The following is a 21,470-nucleotide window of genomic DNA, read 5'->3' as shown; positions in this document are numbered from 1 at the left end:
AAATCCAGGGAAAGAGGAAAAGATCATGAGCACTCGATTTCGCCTGTCTGGCGCGGCGCTTCCCGGCGTGGGCCTGGCAGGGCTGCTGCAACTGTGCGCGGTCGACGGCGTGCAGGCCGAGGAGTTCAGCGTGCTGGACAACCAGGTCACCGGTTCATTCGACAGTACCTTGTCCTATGGCCGCTTGTGGCGGGTCCAGGGCCGGGACAAGAACAACGACGACGTCAACACCAACGACGGCAATCGCAACTTCGACACCGGGCTGGTTTCCGAGGTGTACAAGATCACCTCGGAGCTCGAAGCCAACTATCAGAACTACGGGATGTTCGTGCGCGGTACCGCGTTCTACGACACCCAACTGATGGACAAGCGCAACGATTACTATGACAACAACAACCCGTCGCAACCCAGTCAGAGTTACCCACAGGACGACCATTTCACCAGCCAGACCCGCGATATCGCCGGCAGCCGGGTGGAGTTGCTCGACGCCTACCTCTATGGCAATTGGGACGTCGCGCAGATGCCAGTCACCGCACGTATCGGGCGCCAGGTGTTCAACTGGGGCGAGGGGATTTTCTACCGTGGCGGGATCAACACCACCAACCCGGTGGATGCGGCCAAGTACCGTTTGCCCGGGGCCGAAGTCAAGGAAGTGCTGGTCCCGGTGGAGGCGCTCAGCTTCAACATCGGCCTGACCGACAGCCTGACCATGGAAAGCTTTTACCAGACCAACTGGAAGGAAACCCGCATCGACCCGGTCGGCACGTTCTACTCGCAGACGGACCTGTTCGCCGACGGCGGCAACACCGCCTACAACAACTTCAGCGGTACCGCGCTGGACACTCCGGTGCCAGGCTTCGGCAACGTGATCGATCTGTACAGCGCACTGGGCAACAACCCGCTGCTCAACCAGGCCCTGAGCACCACCGGCCTGTACGCCAACGGGGTCACCCCGACCTTTGGCAACACCGTCAAGGTGGCCACGATCGGCAAGGATTTCAACGCGCGCAACGACGGCCAGTTCGGTTTCGCTTTTCGCTACATCGCAGAAGCGCTCAACAGCACCGAGTTCGGGTTGTACATGGTCAACTACCACGCCAAGGAACCGACCATTTCCGCCGATCTGGGCGGGTATCAGGGCATCGACATGAATGCCCTGACCAACCTGTTGACCGGTGTTGCCGGCAGCCAGGCGGGGCAGTTGGCCAACGGCCTGGCGACCGTGGATGTGCTGGGCAATATTCAGGCGCACCGGCGCTACGCCGAAGACATCCGCATGTACGGCTTCAGTTTCAACACCACCCTGGGCCAGGCGTCGGTGTTCGGTGAAGTGGCGTATCGGCCGAACCTGCCCATCGGGGTCGCCGCCACCAACGACCTGATCGGCGACCTGGCCAACGGTGCCGCCGCAGCGGCCGGCGGCCAGACCATCAACATCGGCGGGCAGCAGGTCACGCTCGACAGCCAGATCAATAACGCCGAACGCGTGGAAGCGTTCAACACGTCCCTGGGCACCATATACAACTTTGGTCCGAGCCTGTCATTCGACTCGATGTTCGGCGTATTCGAGCTGGCGTCCGAGCACCTGCGCGGCAGCAGCCTGCAATACACCGCTTATGACGGCAGCAACCGTTACTACGCGGGCACCGGCAACTTTTCCTATGTGTCCGGCGGCGAGCGCGACGACCAGGTCAACCGCAACTCCTACAGCTACACCGCGATGCTCAACGGCACCTGGAACGACGTGTATGCCGGGGTCAACGTCTCGCCTTATGTCGTCTACAAGGATGACTTCGAGGGCAACAGCTATCAGGCGGGCAACGTCATCGAGGGCCGCAAGGCCTACACCCTGGGGATCAAGGCCAACTACCAGAACAGGCTGGAGGCCGAGCTGCAATACACCGAGTTCTATGGCGGCGGGCAGGACAACGGCCTGCGTGACCGCGACAACATCGGCTTCAACCTCAAGTATTTCTTGTGAAAGCTCATCTCATCCCCCTGTGGGAGCGGGCTTGCCCGCGATGACGGCAGCACATTCGACATCAATGTTGGCTGACCCACCGCTATCGCTGGCAAGCCAGCTCCCACAGGTTTTTGTATTCGGAGAACGATCATGTTTCACACTTCACGACTGACCAAGACCACGCTGGCGCTGTTCCTGAGCCTGGCCGCCGGCAGCGCGCTGGCCGCGGTCACGCCCCAACTGGCTGAGCAACTGAAAACCACCCTGACCCCAATGGGCGCCGAGCGTGCCGGCAACGCCGCCGGGACAATTCCGGCCTGGACCGGCGGCATCACCCAGGCGCCGGCGGGCTACAAGCCTGGCCAGCATCACCCGGACCCGTATGCGGCGGACAAGCCGCTATTCACCATCACCAAGGCCAACCTTGAACAGTACAAGGCCCACCTCAGCCCGGGTCAGATCGCCCTGTTCAACAGCTACCCCGACACCTTCCAGATGCCGATCTATCCCTCTCGCCGCTCTGGCTCGGCGCCGCAGTGGCTGTATGACAACACCTTGAAGAATGCGACCGCGACCAAGCTGCTCGACGGCGGCACCGGTTTTGCCGATGCCTATGGCGGTGTGCCGTTCCCGCTGCCCAAGGACGGGGTCGAGGTGCTGTGGAACCACATCACCCGCTATCGCGGCATCTATGTGGTCCGTCGCGCCTCCGAAGCGCCGGTGCAACGCAACGGCAGCTTCGCACTTGTGACCTCGCAGCAGGAGGGGCTCTTCAACTATTACCGCCCGGGCGGGCAATTCGCCGACCTGAAAAACATCCTGTTTTACTACCTGGCGTTCGTGAAGAGCCCGGCCCGCCTGGCGGGTGGTGCGGCCTTGGTTCACGAGACCCTGGACCAGCTGAAGGACCCGCGTCAGGCGTGGGTCTACGATGCGGGCCAACGCCGTGTGCGCCGGGCACCGAACCTCGCGTATGACACCCCGATCGCCTCATCCGACGGCCTGCGCACGGCGGACGATACCGACCTGTTCAACGGCTCGCCGGACCGCTACGACTGGAAGCTCAAGGGCAAGCAAGAGGTCTACATTCCCTATAACAACTACAAAGTCGGCAGCCCTGAGGTGAAGTACGCGCAGTTGCTCACACCGGGTCACCTCAACCCGCAATACACCCGTTATGAGCTGCATCGGGTCTGGGTGGTCGAAGGCACGCTCAAGCCGGGCGCGCGGCATATCTATTCCAAGCGCGTACTGTTTCTGGACGAGGACAGTTGGGGTGCCGCATTGGTCGATCAGTATGACGGGCGAGGGGAGTTGTGGCGGGTGTCGATGGCCTACCTGAAAAACTTCTACGACCTGCCCACCACCTGGAGCGCGCTGGACGTATTCCATGACCTGCAGGCGCGTCGTTACTACGTGCAGAACCTGGATAACGAAGAGCAGGGCACTGTGGACTTCACCCAACCGGTGCCGGAAGACGCGTACTTCATGCCGTCGGCATTGCGCCAGCGCGGGACGCGGTGATATTGGCCATTCGGAAGATTGCCGGGTTTTGGTTTGCCAGAATGTGCTAGCCTGCAATCAATGATTTCATTGATTGCAGGAGGCATCATGGCCAGCATCACAATTAGAAACCTTGATGAGAAGCTCAAGGAGCAACTGCGCATCACAGCGGCTCATAACGGACATTCCATGGAAGAAGAGGCTCGCCTGATTCTGGGCAGGGCCTTGGCGACGGTTGATCGCGCCGGTGGACTTGGAAGCAGGATCCGCAATCGTTTCAGCACTCTGGGCGGAGTCGAGCTTGATCTGCCTGAGCGTTCAGAGAAAGCAACGGCGGTGGATTTTTCTGAATGATAGTGCTCGATACCAACGTTCTTTCAGAGTTTATGCGAGTCGAGCCTGAAACCCGGGTGCTTGCCTGGGTTGATGCGCAGCCGGCGATGGATCTGGCAGTGAGTGCGGTAACGGTGGCGGAAGTACTCCACGGCATCGCGCGCCTGCCTTCGGGCAAGCGCAAACAAAAACTTGAAGCCCATGCCATGGCAATGTTCGAAGAGGACTTTGCCGGGCGCATTTTGCCGTTCGATGCTCATGCCGCGGTTGAATACGCAACGCTGATGGCAGGTGCTGAGGCAAATGGGCGTGCGGTTTCAATGGCTGATGCGCAAATTGCCGCCATTTGCCGAAGCCATGGGGCGGCAATAGCCACCCGCAATGTTCGAGATTTCGGATTTTCCGGGATTGAAGTCATCAATCCTTGGGAGGCCTGAACATCTTCGCTGACAGGTAGATTGCCATCGCGGGCAAGCCACGCTCCCACAGGGTTTTGAGTCGTTCACAGATTCTGTGTTCGACACCTTACCTGTGGGAGCGGGCTTGCCCGCGAATGGGTCTTTCAATCACCGCAGGTATACGGTCAAACGCGGAAGTGGCTCACCATCTGCTGCAATTGACCACCCAACCGTGCCAGTTCAACGCTGGACTTGGCGGTCTCATCGCTCGCCGCAGCCGTCTGTTCCGACACATCGCGCACGTTGATGATGCTGCGGCTGATCTCCTCGGCCACGGCGCTTTGCTGTTCGGCAGCCGCGGCGATCTGCTGGTTCATCGACTGGATGTTGGACACCGTGCGGGTGATGCTCTCCAGTGACTCGCCGGCCTTGCGGGTGAGGGCCACGCTGCTGTCGGTGAGGACGCGGCTGTTGTTCATCACGGCGGACACTTGTTGCGTGCCGTTCTGCAGGCCGGCCACCAGGCCTTCGATTTCCTCGGTGGATTTCTGCGTGCGCTGGGCCAGGCCGCGGACCTCGTCGGCCACCACGGCAAAACCACGACCGGCTTCACCGGCGCGGGCCGCTTCGATGGCGGCGTTGAGCGCCAGCAGGTTGGTCTGTTCGGCCACGGCCTTGATCACGTCCATGACGCTGCCGATCTTGTCGCTTTCCTGTTGCAGCACGCTCATGGCTTCGGTGGAACGCACCACTTCGCTGGCCAGGCGCTCGATCTGGGCGATGGCTTCGTTGACCACTTTGTCGCCTTCACGGGCTTCGCCGTCCGCCGCCGCAGCGGCTTGCGAAGCTTCTTCGGCGTTGCGCGCGACTTCCTGCACGGTGGCGGTCATCTCGTGCATGGCGGTCGCGACCTGATCGGTCTCGACTTTCTGGCTGTTGACCCCGGCGCTGGTCTGTTCGGTCACGGCCGACAGTTCCTCGGCGGCGCTGGCGATCTGGGTCACGCCGTCGCGGATGCCGCTGATCAAGTCGCGCAGGGTCACGCCCATGCGTGCGATGCCTTGTTGCAACACGCCGAGTTCGTCACGACGGGTGACCAGCACGTTCTGGGACAGATCGCCGCTGGCGATGCGGTCGACCACCGCCAGGGTTTCGCGCAATGGACGGGTGATCTGGCGCGTGATGACTACGGCGGCAATGATGCCCACCAACAATGCCAGCAGCGTGCTGATCAGCTGCAGCGTGCGCGCCCGGGCGCTTTCGGCGTCACGGCGGTCGAGCTGGATCTGATACAGCTGATCGCTCTGGGACACGATGGCGGCGCCCTGGTCGGTCATTTCCTTGCGCGCCTGCACCGCGTCGTTGCTGGCGGCCTTGTAGGCCTGCAAGGCACTGCGGTAGTTGCCCAGCGCGGTTTCCAGCTGACGCAGGGCGTCTTGCTGGGCGTCTGCGAAATGCGCGTTCAGCGGTTTCAGGCTGGCGATGGCGGCGTCCAGTTGGCTGACCGCTTTTTGCTCGGTTTCGGTATTGGTGGTGGCGGTGTAACCACGTACTTCGTAACGCGCCAGCAGGAAGGCTTCCTTGGCCGTTGTAATGGCCTGGAACTGTTCGAAACGCTGGTCGCTCAGGGGCATTTGCTGCACGCGGGTGTTGATGTCATTGATCAGCGCGTTGGCGGTTTCGGCATTGGCGCTCATGGCGTCGCGGGCGCTGTTGCCGGCGCGATAAGCGTTGCGCATCTTGCCCAGGGATGTCCTGTAGGCCTCAATCACGGTGCCCTGTTCCCGGAGCAGCTTGAGGTTTTCCGGGCTCTTGAACTTCGCCAGCAGGGCCTGTTGTTGGGCCGAGAAGGCGTCGAGGGTGGTCTGCACGCCCTGCGCGGCGGTTTCGTCGCCGTTGGTCAGCATGTATTGCAGGCGGACCACACGCAGCTTGGTCAGGCCGGCGTTGAGCTGGGTGATGTCGCTCATCCAGTTACTGCGGTCGATCAACCCGCCCAGGCTGGTCCAGCCGGTCAGGGCGAGGACGCAGGTCAGTGCCAGCACGAGGCCAAACCCAAGGCCCAGTTTCAGGTTCACGCTGATGTTGCCGAACCAGCTATTCATCAAATTCCTCCAGGAACGTAGTGCTACTTTTTCGTCGGTTGGCTGGAAGATTGTTTTTTTTGGGGGCCGCCAAGCTGTGTAAGCAGGATGTATCGGCAGCAATGGCGGGAGCTGAAAGGATTTTTCCGAATGGATTCTGTAACAATTTTTTTACAGCGCTTTTAAGCTTTTTTTCACATGGGTTTCACCTGCCACCGACGCACGCTTCTTTAACCTCCCGGGATCTAATGAGGTGGTGCGTGCCGGCGAGGCGGCTTGATGTGGAATTGAGACTGAGTCTTTTCGGGATAAAACGCTCGATCGACCTGAAGCGCTTCGCCCGCTATCGCAACGCTGCGGTGGTATTGGCCTCGGTGCTGCTGGTGATCCCGTTGACCGTTTTTTTGCTGCGTCCCGCCACTGCACAGGACCTGGCCCACGGCAATGTGGCCGGTGCACAGGCTTTGATGACGGGATGGGCCAAGGGCGACGTGATCGTGCTGGTGCGCCACGTCGAACGCTGCGATCACTCTTCGGCTGCCTGCCTGATCGGCAACGATGGCATTACCGAGCGTTCGCGCAGTGTTGCCACAAATGTCGGGGCGCATTTCCGCAACCTGGGCCTGGACAAAGCCGATATCTACCACAGCCCGATCCTGCGTACGGCGCAGACCGCCGGCTTCATGTTCAACAAGGCCGGTACGGGCGAAGACTGGTTGATCAGTTGCAAGGGCACCATGCTGCGCGACGCGTTGGCGCACAAGGTGGCCGGACGTAACCTGATTCTGGTGACCCACAGCGAATGCATGGCACAACTGGAAAAAGAGCTCGATTTGACGACGTCGACCCTGGGTTACGGAGCGTCTCTGTTTATCTCCGCTGAAACGCCGAACAGTCCGCGCATGCTTGGTTTTATCGAAGCATCGGATTGGCCCACGGTGACACCTCGTTGAACTTCACCCTCCCTTTGAATCAGGATTGAGCATGCAGACCGCCTCCCGCTACCGCTTTTATTGGGCGAACTTTGGTATTCCGCTGGCCTGCGCGGTCGTGGTGTTCCTGATGTTCGACATGACCAGCATCGACATCGCCTTCAACAATTACTTTTTTGATCCGGTGACGCAGACATACCCGTTGGACCAGGTCCACCTGTTCGAGAAAATCACCCACAAATGGGCGCGGATCATCCCGAACTGGACCGGCGAAATTGCGATTATCGGTGCCTTGCTGTCGTTTCTCTGGCCGCGCCTGAAGGCTGAAAAGCATTCGAAAATCATCGCCTTCCTGGAAAAAATCAAAGTCGCACCGGTGCTGCGCTTTGCCACCCGCCACCGTCGCGACTTTCTCTACGTCGTGTTCGCGTTCTCCATCAGCACCGGGGTCATTCACTACCTCAAGGGCCACACCAGCGTGTATTGCCCGATCGAGACCACCCTGTACGGCGGCAAAATGGAGCACGTCGAGTGGTACGAGAATTTCGACCTGCTGAAAGTTGCCGGTCCGGGGCGCTGTTGGCCGGGCGGACATGCCTCGGGCGGTTTCACCATGCTGGCGTTGTACTTCGTGGCTCGCCGTTATCGCTGGCGCTATTCGAAAGCGATCATGTATGGCTCGCTGACCCTCGGTTTCATCTACGGCACAACGCGGGTGCTGCAAGGTTGGCACTACATGTCCCACACCTTCTGGGCCGGGATCTTCGTGTGGCTGGCGTGTTTGCTGACGGCGCTGGCGTTTTACGGGCGAGCGAGGCTGGAACAGCCGGTGCTCTCCAAAGCGCAACAACCGGTGCCGGTGGCTCAGACTCAGCCAGTGAATTGAGTGGGCGTAACCCGGGGGAATTGTAGGAGCCAGCCTGCTGGCGATGGACTCAAGTGCGTCGCGTTTATCCGGTTCACACGCGTTATCGTTAACGCCCATCGCTGGCAGGCCAGCTCCCACAAGGGACTGCGCCCACGCTGAAAACTGTAGGAGCCAGCCTGCTGGCGATGGACTCAAGAGCGCCGTGTTCATCCAGCTCACACGCGTAATCGTTAACGACCATCGCTGGCAAGCCAGCTCCCACAAGGGGCCATGCCCACGCTGAAACTGTAGGAGCCAGCCTGCTGGCGATGGACTCAAGTGCGCCGCGTTTATCCGGTTCACACGCGTTATCGTTAACGACCATCGCCTGCAAGAGTCGAAAAACCAGTGAAAGCCCAAAAAAAAGCCCGCGGGAGGGCGGGCAAACCGTAGTTTCTTGAATGAGCGAGCGAAATGTACAGGCTGGCGCGAGAGGGTGGGGTGAAGAAAAATTCATCTCGATCAAAGCCCCGCACCAGAGCCTGCGACACCGCTACGGCAAATGATCGGCGGCAAAGTCGGCTTCCGACCGGGCACGTAAACGGCCCTTGCGGCAGGCTTGCTGGAAGCGCTCGAAATCGCGCTCGTTCTGCTCGGTATAGCCCTGGGCGTATTTATAAAGCGCATCGGCCAATGCCTCGCTCTTGCCGATGTAGCCGCTGATCACCGCCGCCTGCCCGGAAGACTTGGCATGGGCGCGAGCCAGGGCTCGGCCGCAAAGCCGGCCATAGGCCGCGAAGGCATCGCCATCGAACGTCTCGAGTTCGGCGGAGATTTTCATATCGCGCAATTGCCGCACATAGAAATGCCGCTCGCTGGGACCGGTGGTCCAGCCGAGGAACAGGTCGCTGGCCGATTGCATCAAGCGTTGCCCCTCAACCACCCGCTGCCCTTCATGCCGCACCCGCGACCTGGCCTTCACGAAGCCGGCGAGCACCGAGCGTCGCGCTTCCTTGAATTGCAGGAACAGCGGGAACTGCTGATCGTCGGTCAGGAGCGCCACCAGGCAACGGGTGCCGACACTGCCGACGCCCACCACCTTGAACGCCATGTCCTGCACGTGAAAACGCGACAGCAGATCACGGCGGTCCGCTTGCAGGGTGCCGCGATAGTCACGCATGAAGGTGTCGTAGAGCGGGCGCCAGTCCGAGAGGCGCAACCAGTCATCATCGGCGTCCAGCAGCGTGGTGTTCTTGTGCAGGTGGAAAATTTCCGGCAGGTCATCGCGAATGATCAGACGCCCATGGGCGTCGCGTTCGCTGATTTTTGGCAGCAGTTCGGCATGAGTGCGACGCTCGGCTTTTTCGATGGCGCGTTCCACGTGTTCCAGGGTGCTTTTGTTGGCCTGCGCCAGCAGGTCGTCATAGCGGATGGATTCGTACCAGGTTTCCAGCGAACTTTGTTCGGCGCATTCGAGCATGGTTTTCTGATAGGCACTCACCACCTCATGGCAGATGCTTTCTTCAACCGACTCGCCATGACGCAAGTCGCGGGCGGCCACCAGAAAACTCGCCACCAGGCGTTTCAAGTCCCACTCCCACGGCCCGGGATGGGCTTCATCGAAGTCGTTGACGCTGAACAGCAGGTTGCGTTCAGGCGTTGCGAAACCGCCGAAGTTCATCAAGTGGCTATCACCACAAATCGGCGAAACCAGCCCCATGTTCGAGGTGCCCGCCAGGTCATGGGCCTGCAGCAGCGCATTGCCGCGATAGAAGGTGAACGGCGACACCAGCATGCGCCCGTAGCGCAGCTCCACCAGCGATTTGATGCGTCCCTCACTCGACGCCTTGATCAGCGGTATCGGGTCGCGGTCGACCTTGCCCAAGGCTGCTTGCGAACGGCGCGAGCACTTCTTGCGTGCATCCTTGCCTTGCTTCAAACGGTCGGTGAGGGTGGTCATGGGGGCCTATTCGACGGGTGTTTTAGGGCGTTTGCCGATTGAGTGTAGAAGGGCTTTGGGGGGGCATCCGAAACCATGTTCAATGATCAGCGGTGGTATTCGCTCCCGGGCGGTCCCATTGGTTCGGGCTAATTCGCAATAATGTTCTGTATACGATACATTTAAATATAAATGTCACGGTAAATGAACATGGAATACGCCCTGCTGATATCTCGACTCGGTCGCCAAATACGTGAAACGCGTATCAGGCGCGGTCTGACACAAGCGCGACTGGCTGAACTCGCCGGATTGACGCGGCAGAAAGTCATTGCTGTCGAGAAGGGTGCCGATACTGTTGCCATGAACGCTTATGCAAGAGTCTTGAGCGCTTTGGACTGCGAGCTCACCGTTATCCCGGCGGCCATGCCGACCCTCGAAGAGCTAGGGGAGTTGTTCGAATGAAAATGACCTCCCTCAAAGTCACTACTCCTGAGGGCCATAGCGGCCGAATCCTCACCAGCGGCGATGATTATATTTTCCGCTATCAAGAAGACGCATTGCCCAATACGGCCATCAGCCTGTCGATGCCAGTGCGGGCTGACGAGTTTCGTAGACGGGATCTGCATCCTGTCTTTCAGATGAATCTTCCCGAAGGCTACATGTTGGAGCAGTTGCGTAATCGCCTGGCGAAAACCGTAAACGTCGATCCAATGTTGTTGCTTGCTCTTTCTGGCAGCAGTTCGCCTATTGGCAGGATTCAGGTGCATTCCGAAACCGTTGATGCCTTGTTGGGTGAGCAGCAGTTTCCGGGAGAAAAACTCGAAGAAATTCTTACATGGGATGGAGCGGAAGATATCTTCGCCGATCTTCTTGATCGCTATATTTTAAGGGCAGGTATATCGGGTGTTCAGCCAAAGGTCTTGGTGCCGGAGCAACAGGATTTCGAGATGCGACGAGCCACCTCGAAAACCTCGGATTTGATCATTAAAAGTGGCCGGGATGAGTTTCCAGGACTGGCCATCAATGAGTTTCTTTGCATGTCCATTGCCAGGGAGGCGGGCATTTCGGTCCCGGAGTTTTACCTGTCTGACAATGCAAAGCTGTTTGTCATGCGCCGCTTTGATCGGGACGATCAGCTTAATCCTATCGGCTTCGAAGACATGGCAGCATTGATGGGGCTCTCGGCCGATCAGAAATACAGCAAAAGTTATGCAGCCATCGTCAAAGCCATTCGGCTGTTCTGCCCGGCAATCAATCAACAAACTTCGCTTGATCAACTTTTCGATTGTGTAGCGCTGAGCTGCATCGTCGGGAACGGCGATGCTCATCTGAAAAATTTCGGCTTGCTCTATTCCGAGCCAACCCAACGTGACGCTCGCCTCGCGCCGGCATACGACATCGTTAACACGACAGCCTACATCCCTGAGGATGTGTTGGCGCTGGATCTGGTGGGTAACAAGTCTTTGTTCGCGTCCCGTCAGGGGTTGATGGAGTTTGCCCAGACATGTGAGGTTGAGCATCCCAAGTCGCGTATTCAGCGATTTCTTGCGGCGGTTGAGTTGGTGCTCAAACGCAACCCTGAGCTTCGGGAGCAGGCGCCTCATGTGGTGAAGGCAATACAACACGCTGCAGCACCTTTCACTCTGACATTTGGCTAGTTTCAACAGCAACGAAAATGGGCAACTTCAGGGAGTTCGCCCATTTGCCCTCAAGCCTCTGCTTCGTCGAGTGGCGCGATGTTGTCCAGTGCCCGGTTCACCAGCAATTGCGCCAGCACGGCCAGTTGCTGGATCGCCAGAGCGATATTGCGACGCGAGCTCTCAAGCTCGCAGGCAAGGTCGGTGCTCATGACGTTGAGCGAGGCGAGGGTTTCGCTGGCGTGGATGAGCAGGGACGGCGTGTCGATGTCGGGGCGGATCGTGAAGACGTGGCTGACGGGGTCGAGATGATTGGGGTTGCGCAGGCGGGCGCTGATGGCGGGTTCGGTGGTGTTGGAGAGGTTGGATAAGTCGGGTGTTTCGGTTGTTGAGTCTGGTGAAGTGTCTGGCGGGTTGGGGCTATGTTTTTTCAAGATTGTGCTCCGTCTTTGGTTGAAGGAGCTGCCAACATCTGCTGTCAATCAGATGTGGGTGGCAGCTGTACGCGGGTTGACAGACCGGAGAGCACAAAACCGGTGCATCCGAAGATGCCCCACGCACAGCCACCATAAAGACAGAACGCGCGGAAGCATGCCGTTTTATCAGGAGGAGTGGAAGGTTGCTCTTCAGCCTGTCAAAGCCGATCGCTGATGTGCAGCGACCCCTGAAGGCTATCGTCGAGAAGCGGCCCCCGCCAGTTCATGAAAGGCGATGCGTTTTGCGGGAAATGTCCTAGGACGCGGTGAAGTCACAGGTCGCTCGATCTCACCGTGTGCTTGAAATGATGCTCCCAAAGCCTCACCCCCAGCCCTCCCGTCCGGTCCAGCGACGACCCCACCGTCAAATCCGTAATCAAGGTTGGCTGCAAGCCCGCATCAAACAGCGCAAACCCCGCCGCCAGGCAGCAGGTTTCGGTCTGCAGGCCGCACACCAGCACGCGCTCGACGTTCAGGCTTTTCAGGTAGTCGATGGTTTGCGGCGTGGGCGCGTAGCCGTGCTTGATGAAAATGCGGTCGGCGGGGATCAGGCTTTCATCGTCCGGTGCGGGGTGCCAGCCAAGCTGTTTTTCGAAGGGGGTTATGGACTCGTCGTGACGCTCGACCGTGGCGACACTGGGCAGGGTGCCGAGGAGTGCCTGGATACCTTCGACCAGCCACTGTGGTGGGGCGAAGCCGGGTTGTACGTCGATGATCAGGAGGGCTTGGCGCATGGGTTTCTCCGAGGGAATGGCAGTGATAGGGGGGGATAGTGGATGCAAAATATTGTGGATGGTCTCGCTGGCCGCCTCCTGCACTTAGCGGCCTTGCGTGAACGTCTTTGTAACCCTCTCGTCAGATTTCACCTGCCACAAAGTGCTTTTGTGAGTTGGGAGCGTACGATGCAATACAGGTTCTCGCTGAATTCCCGCTTGAGTGAACGAAGCGACTGAGCGGAATGGAGTTGGAGAAACATCATGATTCCCAAGCACTATTTGAAAGCCCTGGCGACGCTACTCATCGCCGCTGGCGTGCAGTGGGTGATGCTACCTGTCTACGCGACCGAGCAGGGTGAACAACGGCGTGAAGCTCGCGATACCAGGCAGGAAGGGCGCTCCACTGCTCGGCAAACCAAGGAAGCCTGCAGAAAGGGCAGTGACAAGAGTAACGTGGAATGTCGTCAGGACAAGCGCAGCACCAAGCAGGATACCCGTCGCACAGCCCGGGACATCAAGTACTGATCGTTGGCGTGGGTCCTGTTTCAGACTGTTGTAGGACCTGCGATACAGCCAGAAACAACAAAGCCCACACAGGGTGGGCTTTGTTGGTGTCTCAATTGGTGGAGCCGGGGGAAGTTGAAACAAGTCGGTATCTATCTGTTTTTTCTGGTTAATAGTTTATTGGTCAACTTGCTTGGAATACCAGTTGGAACGCTGCTTGGTCTGGATTCCGATGGACGGTGCTTTTTGAGCTCCGCCGCCAAAAAGGAATTGGGATCGAATCTATCAAGCAAATGGTCACGCTGTTGATTGTTGCCCCTGCTCTCACGATGTCCCCACTCGCAGGCACATTAACTGTTGCGATATGTACGTCCACCTCTGCGATCAGCCCCCACGCTCAACCAGCAGGCACCTTTATCGGGTCAGCTTTCGGTCAGCGGCAATACAGACGGAGGGCCACTTATTCCCAAGTGCCTTCAGCTGTGTGGTGTCGGTGACGTCTCAGGAGAGATCGTCAAAACGAAGATCGGCACCGAAAATGATCTGTTGAGACCGTCTCATCTGGATAAACTCGCCCAGGTTTGCGACGTGCACAAACGTGAGGCTGCGTACGAAATCTCCAGCTACCCTCCGCTCACCCTCAGAGGGCAGATCCTTACGCTGGCAGGGGAAAGAGCAAGAGAAGCGGTATCGGCATTCTTCCACACGGCAGGCGGTTTCTCTTTGTCATCAAGCCGCAAAAGTCAACGTGTTTTTGTGAGTATGTTATTGATTGTAGGGTGCAAAGAAAGCCCACGGCAGTATATCTAATTGAAGGGAGCACATAGAATGAGCATCCTTGTGCCAACGTCGACTCGACACGCACATAACACGATTCAGGTCAGGTCCGAATGCTATGGAATGGCCGTGTAAACCGCATTGAAACAGGATAAGCAGTATGACCAGTGCCCAACAACGTTCCGCCCTGCAACGTCAGATCTGGGCCATCGCCAATGACGTGCGTGGCGCCGTCGATGGCTGGGACTTCAAGCAGTATGTGCTTGGTACCCTGTTCTACCGCTTCATCAGCGAGAACTTCGTCGACTACATCACCGGCGGCGACAGCGCGGTTGATTACGCGGCGATGGAGGATGATGACCCGCTGATCGCCGCCGCCAAAGATGACGCCATCAGGACCAAGGGCTATTTCATTGCTCCCAGCCAACTGTTCAGCAACGTAGCCGCCAAGGCCAGCAGCAACGACAGCCTGAATACCGATCTGGCGCGCATCTTTGCCGCCATTGAGAGCTCGGCCAATGGCTACGCCTCCGAGCAGGACATCAAGGGCCTGTTCGCCGATTTCGATACCACCAGCAACCGGCTGGGCAATACCGTCGCCGACAAGAATAAGCGCTTGGCGGACGTGCTTAAGGGAGTGAGCAAGCTGGAGTTCGGCAGCTTCGATGCCAGTCACATCGACCTGTTCGGCGACGCCTATGAGTTCCTCATCTCCAACTATGCGGCCAATGCCGGCAAATCCGGCGGCGAATTCTTTACCCCGCAGCATGTGTCCAAGCTGATCGCCCAGTTGGCGATGCACAAGCAGACCAGCGTCAACAAAATCTACGACCCAGCGTGTGGCTCCGGCTCGCTGCTGCTGCAGGCGAAAAAGCATTTCGACGCCCATGTCATCGAGGATGGGTTCTTCGGCCAAGAGGTGAACCATACCACCTACAACCTGGCGCGGATGAACATGTTTTTGCACAACATCAACTATGACAAGTTCAACATCCAGCTCGGCGACACGCTGCGCGCCCCGCACTTCGGGGACGACAAACCCTTCGATGCCATCGTCTCCAATCCGCCGTATTCGGTGAAGTGGATCGGCAGCGACGACCCCACGCTGATCAACGACGACCGCTTTGCCCCGGCCGGCGTGCTGGCGCCCAAGTCCAAGGCGGACTTCGCCTTCGTGCTGCATGCGCTGAGCTACCTTTCAGGCAAGGGCCGCGCGGCTATCGTCTGCTTCCCCGGTATCTTTTACCGCAGTGGCGCCGAACAGAAAATCCGCCAATACTTGGTGGACAACAATTATGTTGAGACGGTGATCTCGCTAGCGCCCAACCTGTTCTTCGGTACCACCATTGCCGTGAATATTCTGGTGCTTTCCAAGCACAAGCTGGACACCACCACCCAGTTTATCGACGCTAGCGCGCTGTTCAAGAAAGGTACCAACAATAATCTGCTGGAGGACGCGCATATCGAGCAGATCATGCAAGTGTTCGACAGCAAGGCGAATGTCGAGCATTTTGCCAAGTCGGTACCCTTAGAAAGGATAGCGGCCAACGACTACAACCTCTCGGTCAGTAGCTATGTGAAAGCGAAAGACAACCGCGAAGTGGTGGATATTGCCCTGCTCAATGTCGATCTGAAAACCACCGTCGCCCGCATCGACCAGATGCGCAAAGACATTGATGCCATCGTCGCGGAGATTGAGGGCGAGGAGCTGGAGGCATGAGCGGTTCGAACTTCGTGAGCAAGCTGCTGGATGGCGTTGCTGTAGAGTGGACGGTATTGGGTGATGAGCGCTTTTTAGAAGTAGCGAACGCTGCAAGGAGGCCAGTAAAGGCTTCGCTACGGGTATCTGGGGAAGTTCCATACTACGGCGCGAATAATATCCAAGACTATGTGGATGGATATACCCATGACGGCGAGTACGTACTGATTGCAGAGGACGGCTCAGCAAGCCTCGAAAATTACTCTGTGCAATATGCGAATGGGAAGTTCTGGGCAAATAATCACGTGCATGTTGTGTGTGGCAAGCAAGGGCTGAACAATAAGTTTCTCTACCACTATCTGCGTGTTGTAGATTTCATTCCCTACTTGCCAAACAAAGATAGGTCGAAATTGACAAAAGGGGAGATGGTCAAGATCCCTCTTCCCATTCCTTGCCCTGGCAATCCCAAAAAATCGCTGGAAATACAGGCCGAAATAGTTCGCATATTGGACGCTTCCACTGCGCTTACCGCCGAGCTTATCGCCGAGCTTATCGCCGAGCTCAGCACCCGTAAAAAACAATACAACTATTATCGCGACCAGTTGTTGGGTTTTGAAGGCAGAGAAGTGGCGTGGAAGACGTTGGGGGACGTCACAAAAAAATGGTATTCGGGCGGCACGCCAACAGCCGGCAACCAAGAGTATTACAAGGGCGGTGATATCCCTTGGCTCAGAACCCAAGAGGTAAAGTTTTCCGATATTGAGGCCACAGAAGTAAAAATCACTCAGGCTGCTGTTAATAACTCGGCGGCGAAGTGGATTCCTGCTAATTGCGTAATTATTGCAATATCGGGGGCAACTGCAGGTAGGTCAGCGATTAACAAGATACCGTTAACAACCAATCAGCACTGCGGTTGTTTGGAGATAGATGAAACTAAGGCCTCGTACCGTTACGTTTTTCACTGGGTGAGTTTTAAATATGAAAATATTAAGGCGCTAGGCCAAGGCGCTAGAGGCGACCTAAATTCAACCATCATCAAGAGTTTCAAACTCCCTCTGCCCTACCCTGGCGATCCTGAAAGGTCGCTGGCAGAACAGGCCCGCATTGTCTCTATTCTCGATAAATTCGACGCCCTCACCAACTCCATTAGCGAAGGCTTGTCTCGCGAGAGCGACCTGCGCCAGAAGCAATACGAGTATTACCGCGATCTGCTGCTGAGCTTCCCCAAGCCGGAAGAGGCGGTGGCCTGAAATGAGCAAGACGCTGACCGAGATCGCCAAGCAGTTGAAGAATGCCAACAAGAAGGTGCAACTGATCTATGCCTTCAACGGCACGGGCAAGACGCGCCTCTCGCGCGAGTTCAAGCGGTTGGTCGCAAACGGCGACGGTGAAGAGGCGTTTGATCGACCCGCGTCGTCGCGCCACAAAATCATCTACTTCAATGCTTTTACCGAAGACTTGTTCTATTGGGATAACGACTTGGCGCTGGATGCCGAGCCCAAACTGCGGATTCAGCCCAACTCATTCACGGACTGGCTGCTCGCGATACTTCGTGACCTAGGGCAGGACGGCAACATTGCTAGGCACTTCCAGCATTACACCAGCGACAAACTGACCCCGCATTTCAGTGCAGACTTTTCGGAAGTCACTTTTTCGCTTGAGCGCGGTGATGACGAAGGCTCGGGGAATCTCAAGATTTCCAAGGGTGAAGAAAGCAATTTTATCTGGAGTATTTTTTATACGTTGCTAGATCAAGCCATTAGCGCACGCAATGTGCCTGAGCCGGAGGATCGTGAAACGCGAGAGTTCGATCAACTAGAATATGTGTTCATCGATGACCCGGTGAGTTCCCTGGACGAAAACCATCTCATCGAACTGGCGGTCAATCTTGCAGGGCTAATCAGTGCCAGCCCCGCCGAGCTGAAATTCGTCATCACCACCCACAGCCCGCTTTTCTACAACGTGCTGCACAATGAGCTTGGCCTCAACAAGGGAGGCAAGAAAGAGGGATGCTATTTACTGGGCCGTCTGGATGACGGCAGCTTTGATCTGTGCGTCAAGTACGGCGACTCCAACAAGAGTTTTTCTTACCATCTCCACTTGCGGCAGACCCTTGAGCAGGCGATTGCCTCCGGCCAGGTACAGCGCTATCACTTCACCTTGCTGCGCAACCTCTACGAAAAAACCGCCAGTTTTCTGGGTTATCCGCAATGGTCTGCGCTTCTGCCTGACGACAAGCAGGCTTACCTGAACCGCATTATGCAGTTTACCAGCCACAGCACGCTGTCCAATGAAAGCGTCACTGAGCCAACCCAGCAGGAGAAGCAGACGGTGAGGTTGCTGCTGGACCATCTGGTAGCCAACTACGGCTATTGGCAACATGAAGAGGCGCCAGGCGCCTGATCGCATGAGCGTCAGCTCATTCACCACCAAGGGCATTCCACTGGCCGTGCAGTCGCAATTGTCCACGGTGGAGGAAATTGAAAGCGAACTCGCACAGGGATAAGGGGAGCCCCCAAGCTATGACTGATTACAAGACCATCGCCGAGTCCAGCACCTTCATCGTGCTCGACGCGTACGCCAGAGAATGGAAAGCTGCTGAGAGTTACCAGAGTGAAGGCGATCTGGAGCGCGAGTTCATCCAGGATCTGGTCAATCAGGGCTATGAGCATCCCGCCGGGCTGAAGACGATGCCGGCACTGCTGGCCAATGTGCGGACCCAGTTGCAGGCGCTGAATAGCATCGATTTTTCCGACAGTGAGTGGGCGCGCTTCGTGGAAAGCTGGCTGGATAAAACTAGCGACAGCATCGTCGACAAGACCCGCAAGGTTCACGACGATCATGTGCACGACTTCGTGTTCGATGACGGGCGCATTCAGAATATCTATTTGCTGGACAAGAAGAACCTGGCCCGTAACAAGGTGCAGGTCATCAAGCAGTTCGAGCAGGCGGGAAGCCACGCCAACCGCTATGACGTTACGATTCTGGTTAACGGCCTGCCACTGGTGCAGGTGGAGTTGAAGAAGCGTGGCGTGGCGATCCGCGAAGCCTTCAATCAGGTGCACCGCTACAGCAAGGAGAGCTTCAATACCGAGCATTCGCTGTTTAGATATCTGCAGATGTTCGTGATCTCCAATGGCACCGATACGCGTTACTTCGCCAACACCACCCAGCGCAACAAGCACAGTTTCGACTTCACCATGAACTGGGCGCAAGCCGACAACAGCCCAATCAAGGATCTGAAGGATTTCACCGCGACCTTCTTCCAGAAGCGCACTCTGCTCGATGTACTGCTCACCTATTCGGTGTTTGACGTCAGCAACACCCTGCTGGTGATGCGCCCGTACCAGATTGCCGCTACCGAGCGCATCCTGTGGAAGATCCGCAGTGCCTGGCAAGCCAAGCGTTGGAACAGCACCGAGGGCGGCGGTTATATCTGGCACACTACCGGCTCGGGTAAGACGCTGACCAGCTTCAAGGCTGCGCGCCTGACCACCGAGCTGGAGTTCATCGACAAAGTATTCTTCGTGGTGGATCGCAAGGATCTGGATTACCAGACCATAAAGGAGTACCAGCGTTTCTCACCCGACAGCGTCAATGGTTCGGAGAGCACGGCGGGCCTCAAGCGCAACCTGGATAAGGACGACAACAAGATCATCGTCACCACCATCCAGAAGCTCAACAACCTGATGAAGAGCGAAGGTGACCTGCCGGTGTTCCACCAGCAGGTGGTGTTCATCTTTGACGAGTGCCACCGCAGCCAGTTTGGCGAGGCGCAGAAGAACTTGAAGAAGAAGTTCAAGCGCTTCTATCAATTCGGCTTCACCGGCACGCCGATCTTCCCAAAAAATGCGCTGGGCGCCGATACAACCGCCAGCGTGTTTGGCCGCGAGCTGCATTCCTATGTAATCACCGATGCCATCCGTGACGAGAAGGTGCTCAAGTTCAAGGTGGACTACAACGATGTCCGTCCACAGTTCAAGGCTCTGGAAACCGAGCAGGACGAGAAGAAGCTAAGCGCCGCGGAGAACCGACAGGCGTTGCTCCACCCCACGCGCATCCGAGAAATCTCGCAGTATCTGCTCACGCATTTTCGCCAAAAGACCCATCGTTTAAAGGGAGCAAACAAGGGCTTCAATGCCATGTTCGCGGTGAGCAGCGTCGATGCCGCCAAGTCTTACTACGAGGCGCTGCAGAAGCTGCAGGAAGGCAGCGACAAGCCGCTGCGCATCGCCACCATCTTCTCCTTCACTCCCAATGAAGAACAGGACGCCGTTGGCGACATCCTCGATGAAAGCTTTGAAGTGTCGGCGATGGATAGCACCGCTAAAGAATTCCTGAGCACGGTGATTGCTGATTACAACGCGTTGTTCAAAAGCAATTTCGGCGTGGACAGCAAGGGCTTCCAGAACTACTACCGCGACCTGGCCAAGCGTGTGAAGGATCAGGACATCGACCTGTTGATCGTGGTCGGCATGTTCTTAACCGGCTTCGATGCGCCAACGCTGAACACGCTGTTCGTCGACAAAAGCCTGCGCTATCACGGTCTGATCCAGGCCTATTCACGCACCAACCGTATCTTCGATGCCACCAAGACTTTCGGCAATATCGTCACCTTCCGCGATCTGGAGCAGGCTACGGTCGACGCCATCACGCTGTTCGGCGACAAGAACACGCGCAACGTGGTTCTGGAAAAAAGTTACAAGGAGTACATGGAGGGTTTCACCGACACGCTGACCGGCGAGGCACGGCGTGGGTTCATGGCTGTGGTGACGGAGCTGGAGCAACGTTTTCCCGACCCGGCCAACATCATCAAGGAATCGGAGAAGAAAGCCTTCGCCAAGTTGTTCGGCGAGTACCTACGCGTGGAAAACGTGCTGCAGAACTACGACGAGTTTGCGGCGCTGAAGGCGCTGCAAACGGTCGATATCGGCGACCCGCAGGCTGTGGAAGCATTTAAGCTCGAACACCACCTGGATGACGAGAAGCTAGCCGAGCTGCAGACCATCCGCCTGCCTGCCGAGCGCAAGGTGCAGGACTATCGCTCCACCTACAATGACATCCGCGATTGGCTGAGGCGCGAGAAAGCGGGTAACGAAGCAAGCGAGTCCACTATCGACTGGGACGATGTGGTGTTCGAAGTGGACCTGCTCAAGTCCCAGGAAATCAACCTGGATTACATCCTTGAGCTGATCTTCGAGAAGAATAAGAAGGTCAAGGACAAGGCGGCACTGGTTGAGGAGATGCGCCGGGTGATTCGCGCTAGCCTGGGCAATCGCGCCAAAGAAAGCCTGGTGGTGGATTTCATCAACCAGACCGATCTGGATCGGATTGATGACAAGGCTAGCGTGATCGATGCTTTTTTCACTTTCGCCCAATCAGAACAGCGGCGCGAGGCCCAAGAGCTAATCAGCGATGAGGATCTGAATGAAGTGGCGGCTAAACGCTACATTGCCACTTCACTAAAAAGGGAGTTTGCCAGCGATAATGGAACTGAGCTCAATTCCGTTTTGCCTAAAATGAGCCCGCTCAATCCGGCTTATTTGGCAAAAAAACAAAGTGTCTTTCACAAGGTTGCTATTTTTGTTGATAAGTTCAAGGGTGTTGGAGGGCAAATTTAATGAGCGACCTATTAGCGTTCCCATGCCTAACATTTGGAGTG

At 57.2% G+C, this 21,470-nt stretch carries 17 protein-coding genes and 1 pseudogene; 13 read left to right on the top strand and 5 right to left on the bottom strand.

From position 1 onward, the window contains the following. Nucleotides 1-25: 25 nt before the first annotated feature. From KW841_RS24975 to KW841_RS24960, 4 genes are all read left to right on the top strand, one after another. On the top strand, nucleotides 26-1,981 hold the full coding sequence (locus KW841_RS24975) for a DUF1302 domain-containing protein (RefSeq protein WP_178082420.1): 1,956 nt from the start codon (nucleotides 26-28) through the stop codon (nucleotides 1,979-1,981). A gap of 132 nt (nucleotides 1,982-2,113) precedes the next feature. Continuing rightward, nucleotides 2,114-3,487 (top strand): DUF1329 domain-containing protein, encoded by a 1,374-nt coding sequence (locus KW841_RS24970; protein ID WP_218480168.1) that lies wholly within the window; start codon nucleotides 2,114-2,116, stop codon nucleotides 3,485-3,487. Nucleotides 3,488-3,574: 87 nt separating this feature from the next. Beyond that, the gene (locus KW841_RS24965) at nucleotides 3,575-3,820 is read left to right on the top strand and encodes a plasmid stabilization protein (RefSeq protein ID WP_007973186.1); all 246 of its coding nucleotides are present in this window, start codon (nucleotides 3,575-3,577) and stop codon (nucleotides 3,818-3,820) included. Next, the gene (locus KW841_RS24960) at nucleotides 3,817-4,236 is read left to right on the top strand and encodes a type II toxin-antitoxin system VapC family toxin (RefSeq protein WP_218480167.1); all 420 of its coding nucleotides are present in this window, start codon (nucleotides 3,817-3,819) and stop codon (nucleotides 4,234-4,236) included. The genes KW841_RS24965 and KW841_RS24960 overlap by 4 nt, the downstream gene beginning before the upstream one ends. Nucleotides 4,237-4,382: 146 nt before the next feature. Here KW841_RS24960 and KW841_RS30180 read toward each other — a convergent pair whose 3' ends face one another. Together KW841_RS30180 and KW841_RS30175 are read right to left on the bottom strand one after the other, a co-directional pair. Next, the gene (locus KW841_RS30180) at nucleotides 4,383-5,087 is read right to left on the bottom strand and encodes a methyl-accepting chemotaxis protein (protein WP_371319542.1); all 705 of its coding nucleotides are present in this window, start codon (nucleotides 5,085-5,087) and stop codon (nucleotides 4,383-4,385) included. Between the two features lie 201 nt (nucleotides 5,088-5,288). Continuing rightward, nucleotides 5,289-6,167 (bottom strand): annotated as a pseudogene (locus tag KW841_RS30175) (methyl-accepting chemotaxis protein); the annotation flags it as partial. A gap of 395 nt (nucleotides 6,168-6,562) precedes the next feature. Between KW841_RS30175 and KW841_RS24950 the strand changes: the two are divergent. Together KW841_RS24950 and KW841_RS24945 are read left to right on the top strand one after the other, a co-directional pair. Then, on the top strand, nucleotides 6,563-7,234 hold the full coding sequence (locus tag KW841_RS24950; RefSeq protein WP_218480165.1) for a histidine phosphatase family protein: 672 nt from the start codon (nucleotides 6,563-6,565) through the stop codon (nucleotides 7,232-7,234). Between the two features lie 31 nt (nucleotides 7,235-7,265). Beyond that, nucleotides 7,266-8,099, top strand: a complete 834-nt coding sequence (locus tag KW841_RS24945) for a phosphatase PAP2 family protein (RefSeq protein ID WP_218480164.1) — start codon at nucleotides 7,266-7,268, stop codon at nucleotides 8,097-8,099. A gap of 514 nt (nucleotides 8,100-8,613) precedes the next feature. Here the strand turns inward: KW841_RS24945 and KW841_RS24940 are convergent. Continuing rightward, nucleotides 8,614-10,020 (bottom strand): DUF2252 domain-containing protein, encoded by a 1,407-nt coding sequence (locus tag KW841_RS24940; protein ID WP_218480163.1) that lies wholly within the window; start codon nucleotides 10,018-10,020, stop codon nucleotides 8,614-8,616. A gap of 189 nt (nucleotides 10,021-10,209) precedes the next feature. Between KW841_RS24940 and KW841_RS24935 the strand changes: the two genes are divergently transcribed. Both KW841_RS24935 and KW841_RS24930 read left to right on the top strand, forming a co-directional pair. Next, nucleotides 10,210-10,461 (top strand): helix-turn-helix domain-containing protein, encoded by a 252-nt coding sequence (locus KW841_RS24935; protein ID WP_218480162.1) that lies wholly within the window; start codon nucleotides 10,210-10,212, stop codon nucleotides 10,459-10,461. Then, nucleotides 10,458-11,657, top strand: coding sequence for a type II toxin-antitoxin system HipA family toxin (locus tag KW841_RS24930; protein WP_218480161.1), 1,200 nt, complete (start codon nucleotides 10,458-10,460; stop codon nucleotides 11,655-11,657). The genes KW841_RS24935 and KW841_RS24930 overlap by 4 nt, the downstream gene beginning before the upstream one ends. A 50-nt stretch (nucleotides 11,658-11,707) precedes the next feature. Here KW841_RS24930 and KW841_RS24925 read toward each other — a convergent pair whose 3' ends face one another. Further along, nucleotides 11,708-12,070, bottom strand: coding sequence for a DUF6124 family protein (locus KW841_RS24925; protein WP_218480160.1), 363 nt, complete (start codon nucleotides 12,068-12,070; stop codon nucleotides 11,708-11,710). A 314-nt stretch (nucleotides 12,071-12,384) separates the two neighbouring features. Continuing rightward, on the bottom strand, nucleotides 12,385-12,846 hold the full coding sequence (locus tag KW841_RS24920) for an isochorismatase family protein (protein ID WP_218480159.1): 462 nt from the start codon (nucleotides 12,844-12,846) through the stop codon (nucleotides 12,385-12,387). A gap of 243 nt (nucleotides 12,847-13,089) precedes the next feature. On the opposite strand from KW841_RS24920, the gene KW841_RS24915 reads away from it, so the two are divergent. The 5 genes from KW841_RS24915 (at nucleotide 13,090) to KW841_RS24895 (ending at nucleotide 21,429) form a co-directional block, all read left to right on the top strand. Continuing rightward, the gene (locus KW841_RS24915; protein WP_218480158.1) at nucleotides 13,090-13,353 is read left to right on the top strand and encodes a hypothetical protein; all 264 of its coding nucleotides are present in this window, start codon (nucleotides 13,090-13,092) and stop codon (nucleotides 13,351-13,353) included. Between the two features lie 916 nt (nucleotides 13,354-14,269). Next, a complete protein-coding gene (locus KW841_RS24910) occupies nucleotides 14,270-15,829 on the top strand; it encodes a type I restriction-modification system subunit M (protein ID WP_218480157.1) in 1,560 nt (519 codons plus the stop codon). Continuing rightward, a complete protein-coding gene (locus KW841_RS24905) occupies nucleotides 15,826-17,058 on the top strand; it encodes a restriction endonuclease subunit S (protein WP_218480156.1) in 1,233 nt (410 codons plus the stop codon). The genes KW841_RS24910 and KW841_RS24905 overlap by 4 nt, the downstream gene beginning before the upstream one ends. Nucleotide 17,059: 1 nt before the next feature. Beyond that, nucleotides 17,060-18,211 carry an anticodon nuclease gene (locus tag KW841_RS24900; protein ID WP_218480155.1) on the top strand — a complete coding sequence of 384 codons (1,152 nt, stop codon included), beginning with the start codon at nucleotides 17,060-17,062 and terminating at the stop codon, nucleotides 18,209-18,211. A gap of 119 nt (nucleotides 18,212-18,330) precedes the next feature. Beyond that, nucleotides 18,331-21,429, top strand: coding sequence for a type I restriction endonuclease subunit R (locus KW841_RS24895; RefSeq protein WP_218480154.1), 3,099 nt, complete (start codon nucleotides 18,331-18,333; stop codon nucleotides 21,427-21,429). The last annotated feature ends 41 nt before the right edge of the window (nucleotides 21,430-21,470 follow it).

Source organism: Pseudomonas sp. PDM28, from assembly GCF_019219115.1.
Classification (GTDB): domain Bacteria; phylum Pseudomonadota; class Gammaproteobacteria; order Pseudomonadales; family Pseudomonadaceae; genus Aquipseudomonas; species Aquipseudomonas laurylsulfatiphila.
The sequence above is the reverse complement of the archived record's forward strand: the minus strand, read 5'-3'. Positions and strand labels throughout refer to the sequence as shown.

Excerpts from the sequence above, each read along its gene's own strand:
- KW841_RS24975 (WP_178082420.1), top strand. The coding sequence starts at position 26 with ATGAGCACTCGATTTCGCCTGTCTGGCGCGGCGCTTCCCGGCGTGGGC.
- KW841_RS24970 (WP_218480168.1), top strand. The coding sequence starts at position 2,114 with ATGTTTCACACTTCACGACTGACCAAGACCACGCTGGCGCTGTTCCTG.
- KW841_RS24965 (WP_007973186.1), top strand. The coding sequence starts at position 3,575 with ATGGCCAGCATCACAATTAGAAACCTTGATGAGAAGCTCAAGGAGCAA.
- KW841_RS24960 (WP_218480167.1), top strand. The coding sequence starts at position 3,817 with ATGATAGTGCTCGATACCAACGTTCTTTCAGAGTTTATGCGAGTCGAG.
- KW841_RS30180 (WP_371319542.1), bottom strand. The coding sequence starts at position 5,087 with ATGACCGCCACCGTGCAGGAAGTCGCGCGCAACGCCGAAGAAGCTTCG.
- KW841_RS24945 (WP_218480164.1), top strand. The coding sequence starts at position 7,266 with ATGCAGACCGCCTCCCGCTACCGCTTTTATTGGGCGAACTTTGGTATT.
- KW841_RS24940 (WP_218480163.1), bottom strand. The coding sequence starts at position 10,020 with ATGACCACCCTCACCGACCGTTTGAAGCAAGGCAAGGATGCACGCAAG.
- KW841_RS24935 (WP_218480162.1), top strand. The coding sequence starts at position 10,210 with ATGGAATACGCCCTGCTGATATCTCGACTCGGTCGCCAAATACGTGAA.
- KW841_RS24930 (WP_218480161.1), top strand. The coding sequence starts at position 10,458 with ATGAAAATGACCTCCCTCAAAGTCACTACTCCTGAGGGCCATAGCGGC.
- KW841_RS24920 (WP_218480159.1), bottom strand. The coding sequence starts at position 12,846 with ATGCGCCAAGCCCTCCTGATCATCGACGTACAACCCGGCTTCGCCCCA.
- KW841_RS24915 (WP_218480158.1), top strand. The coding sequence starts at position 13,090 with ATGATTCCCAAGCACTATTTGAAAGCCCTGGCGACGCTACTCATCGCC.
- KW841_RS24910 (WP_218480157.1), top strand. The coding sequence starts at position 14,270 with ATGACCAGTGCCCAACAACGTTCCGCCCTGCAACGTCAGATCTGGGCC.
- KW841_RS24905 (WP_218480156.1), top strand. The coding sequence starts at position 15,826 with ATGAGCGGTTCGAACTTCGTGAGCAAGCTGCTGGATGGCGTTGCTGTA.
- KW841_RS24900 (WP_218480155.1), top strand. The coding sequence starts at position 17,060 with ATGAGCAAGACGCTGACCGAGATCGCCAAGCAGTTGAAGAATGCCAAC.
- KW841_RS24895 (WP_218480154.1), top strand. The coding sequence starts at position 18,331 with ATGACTGATTACAAGACCATCGCCGAGTCCAGCACCTTCATCGTGCTC.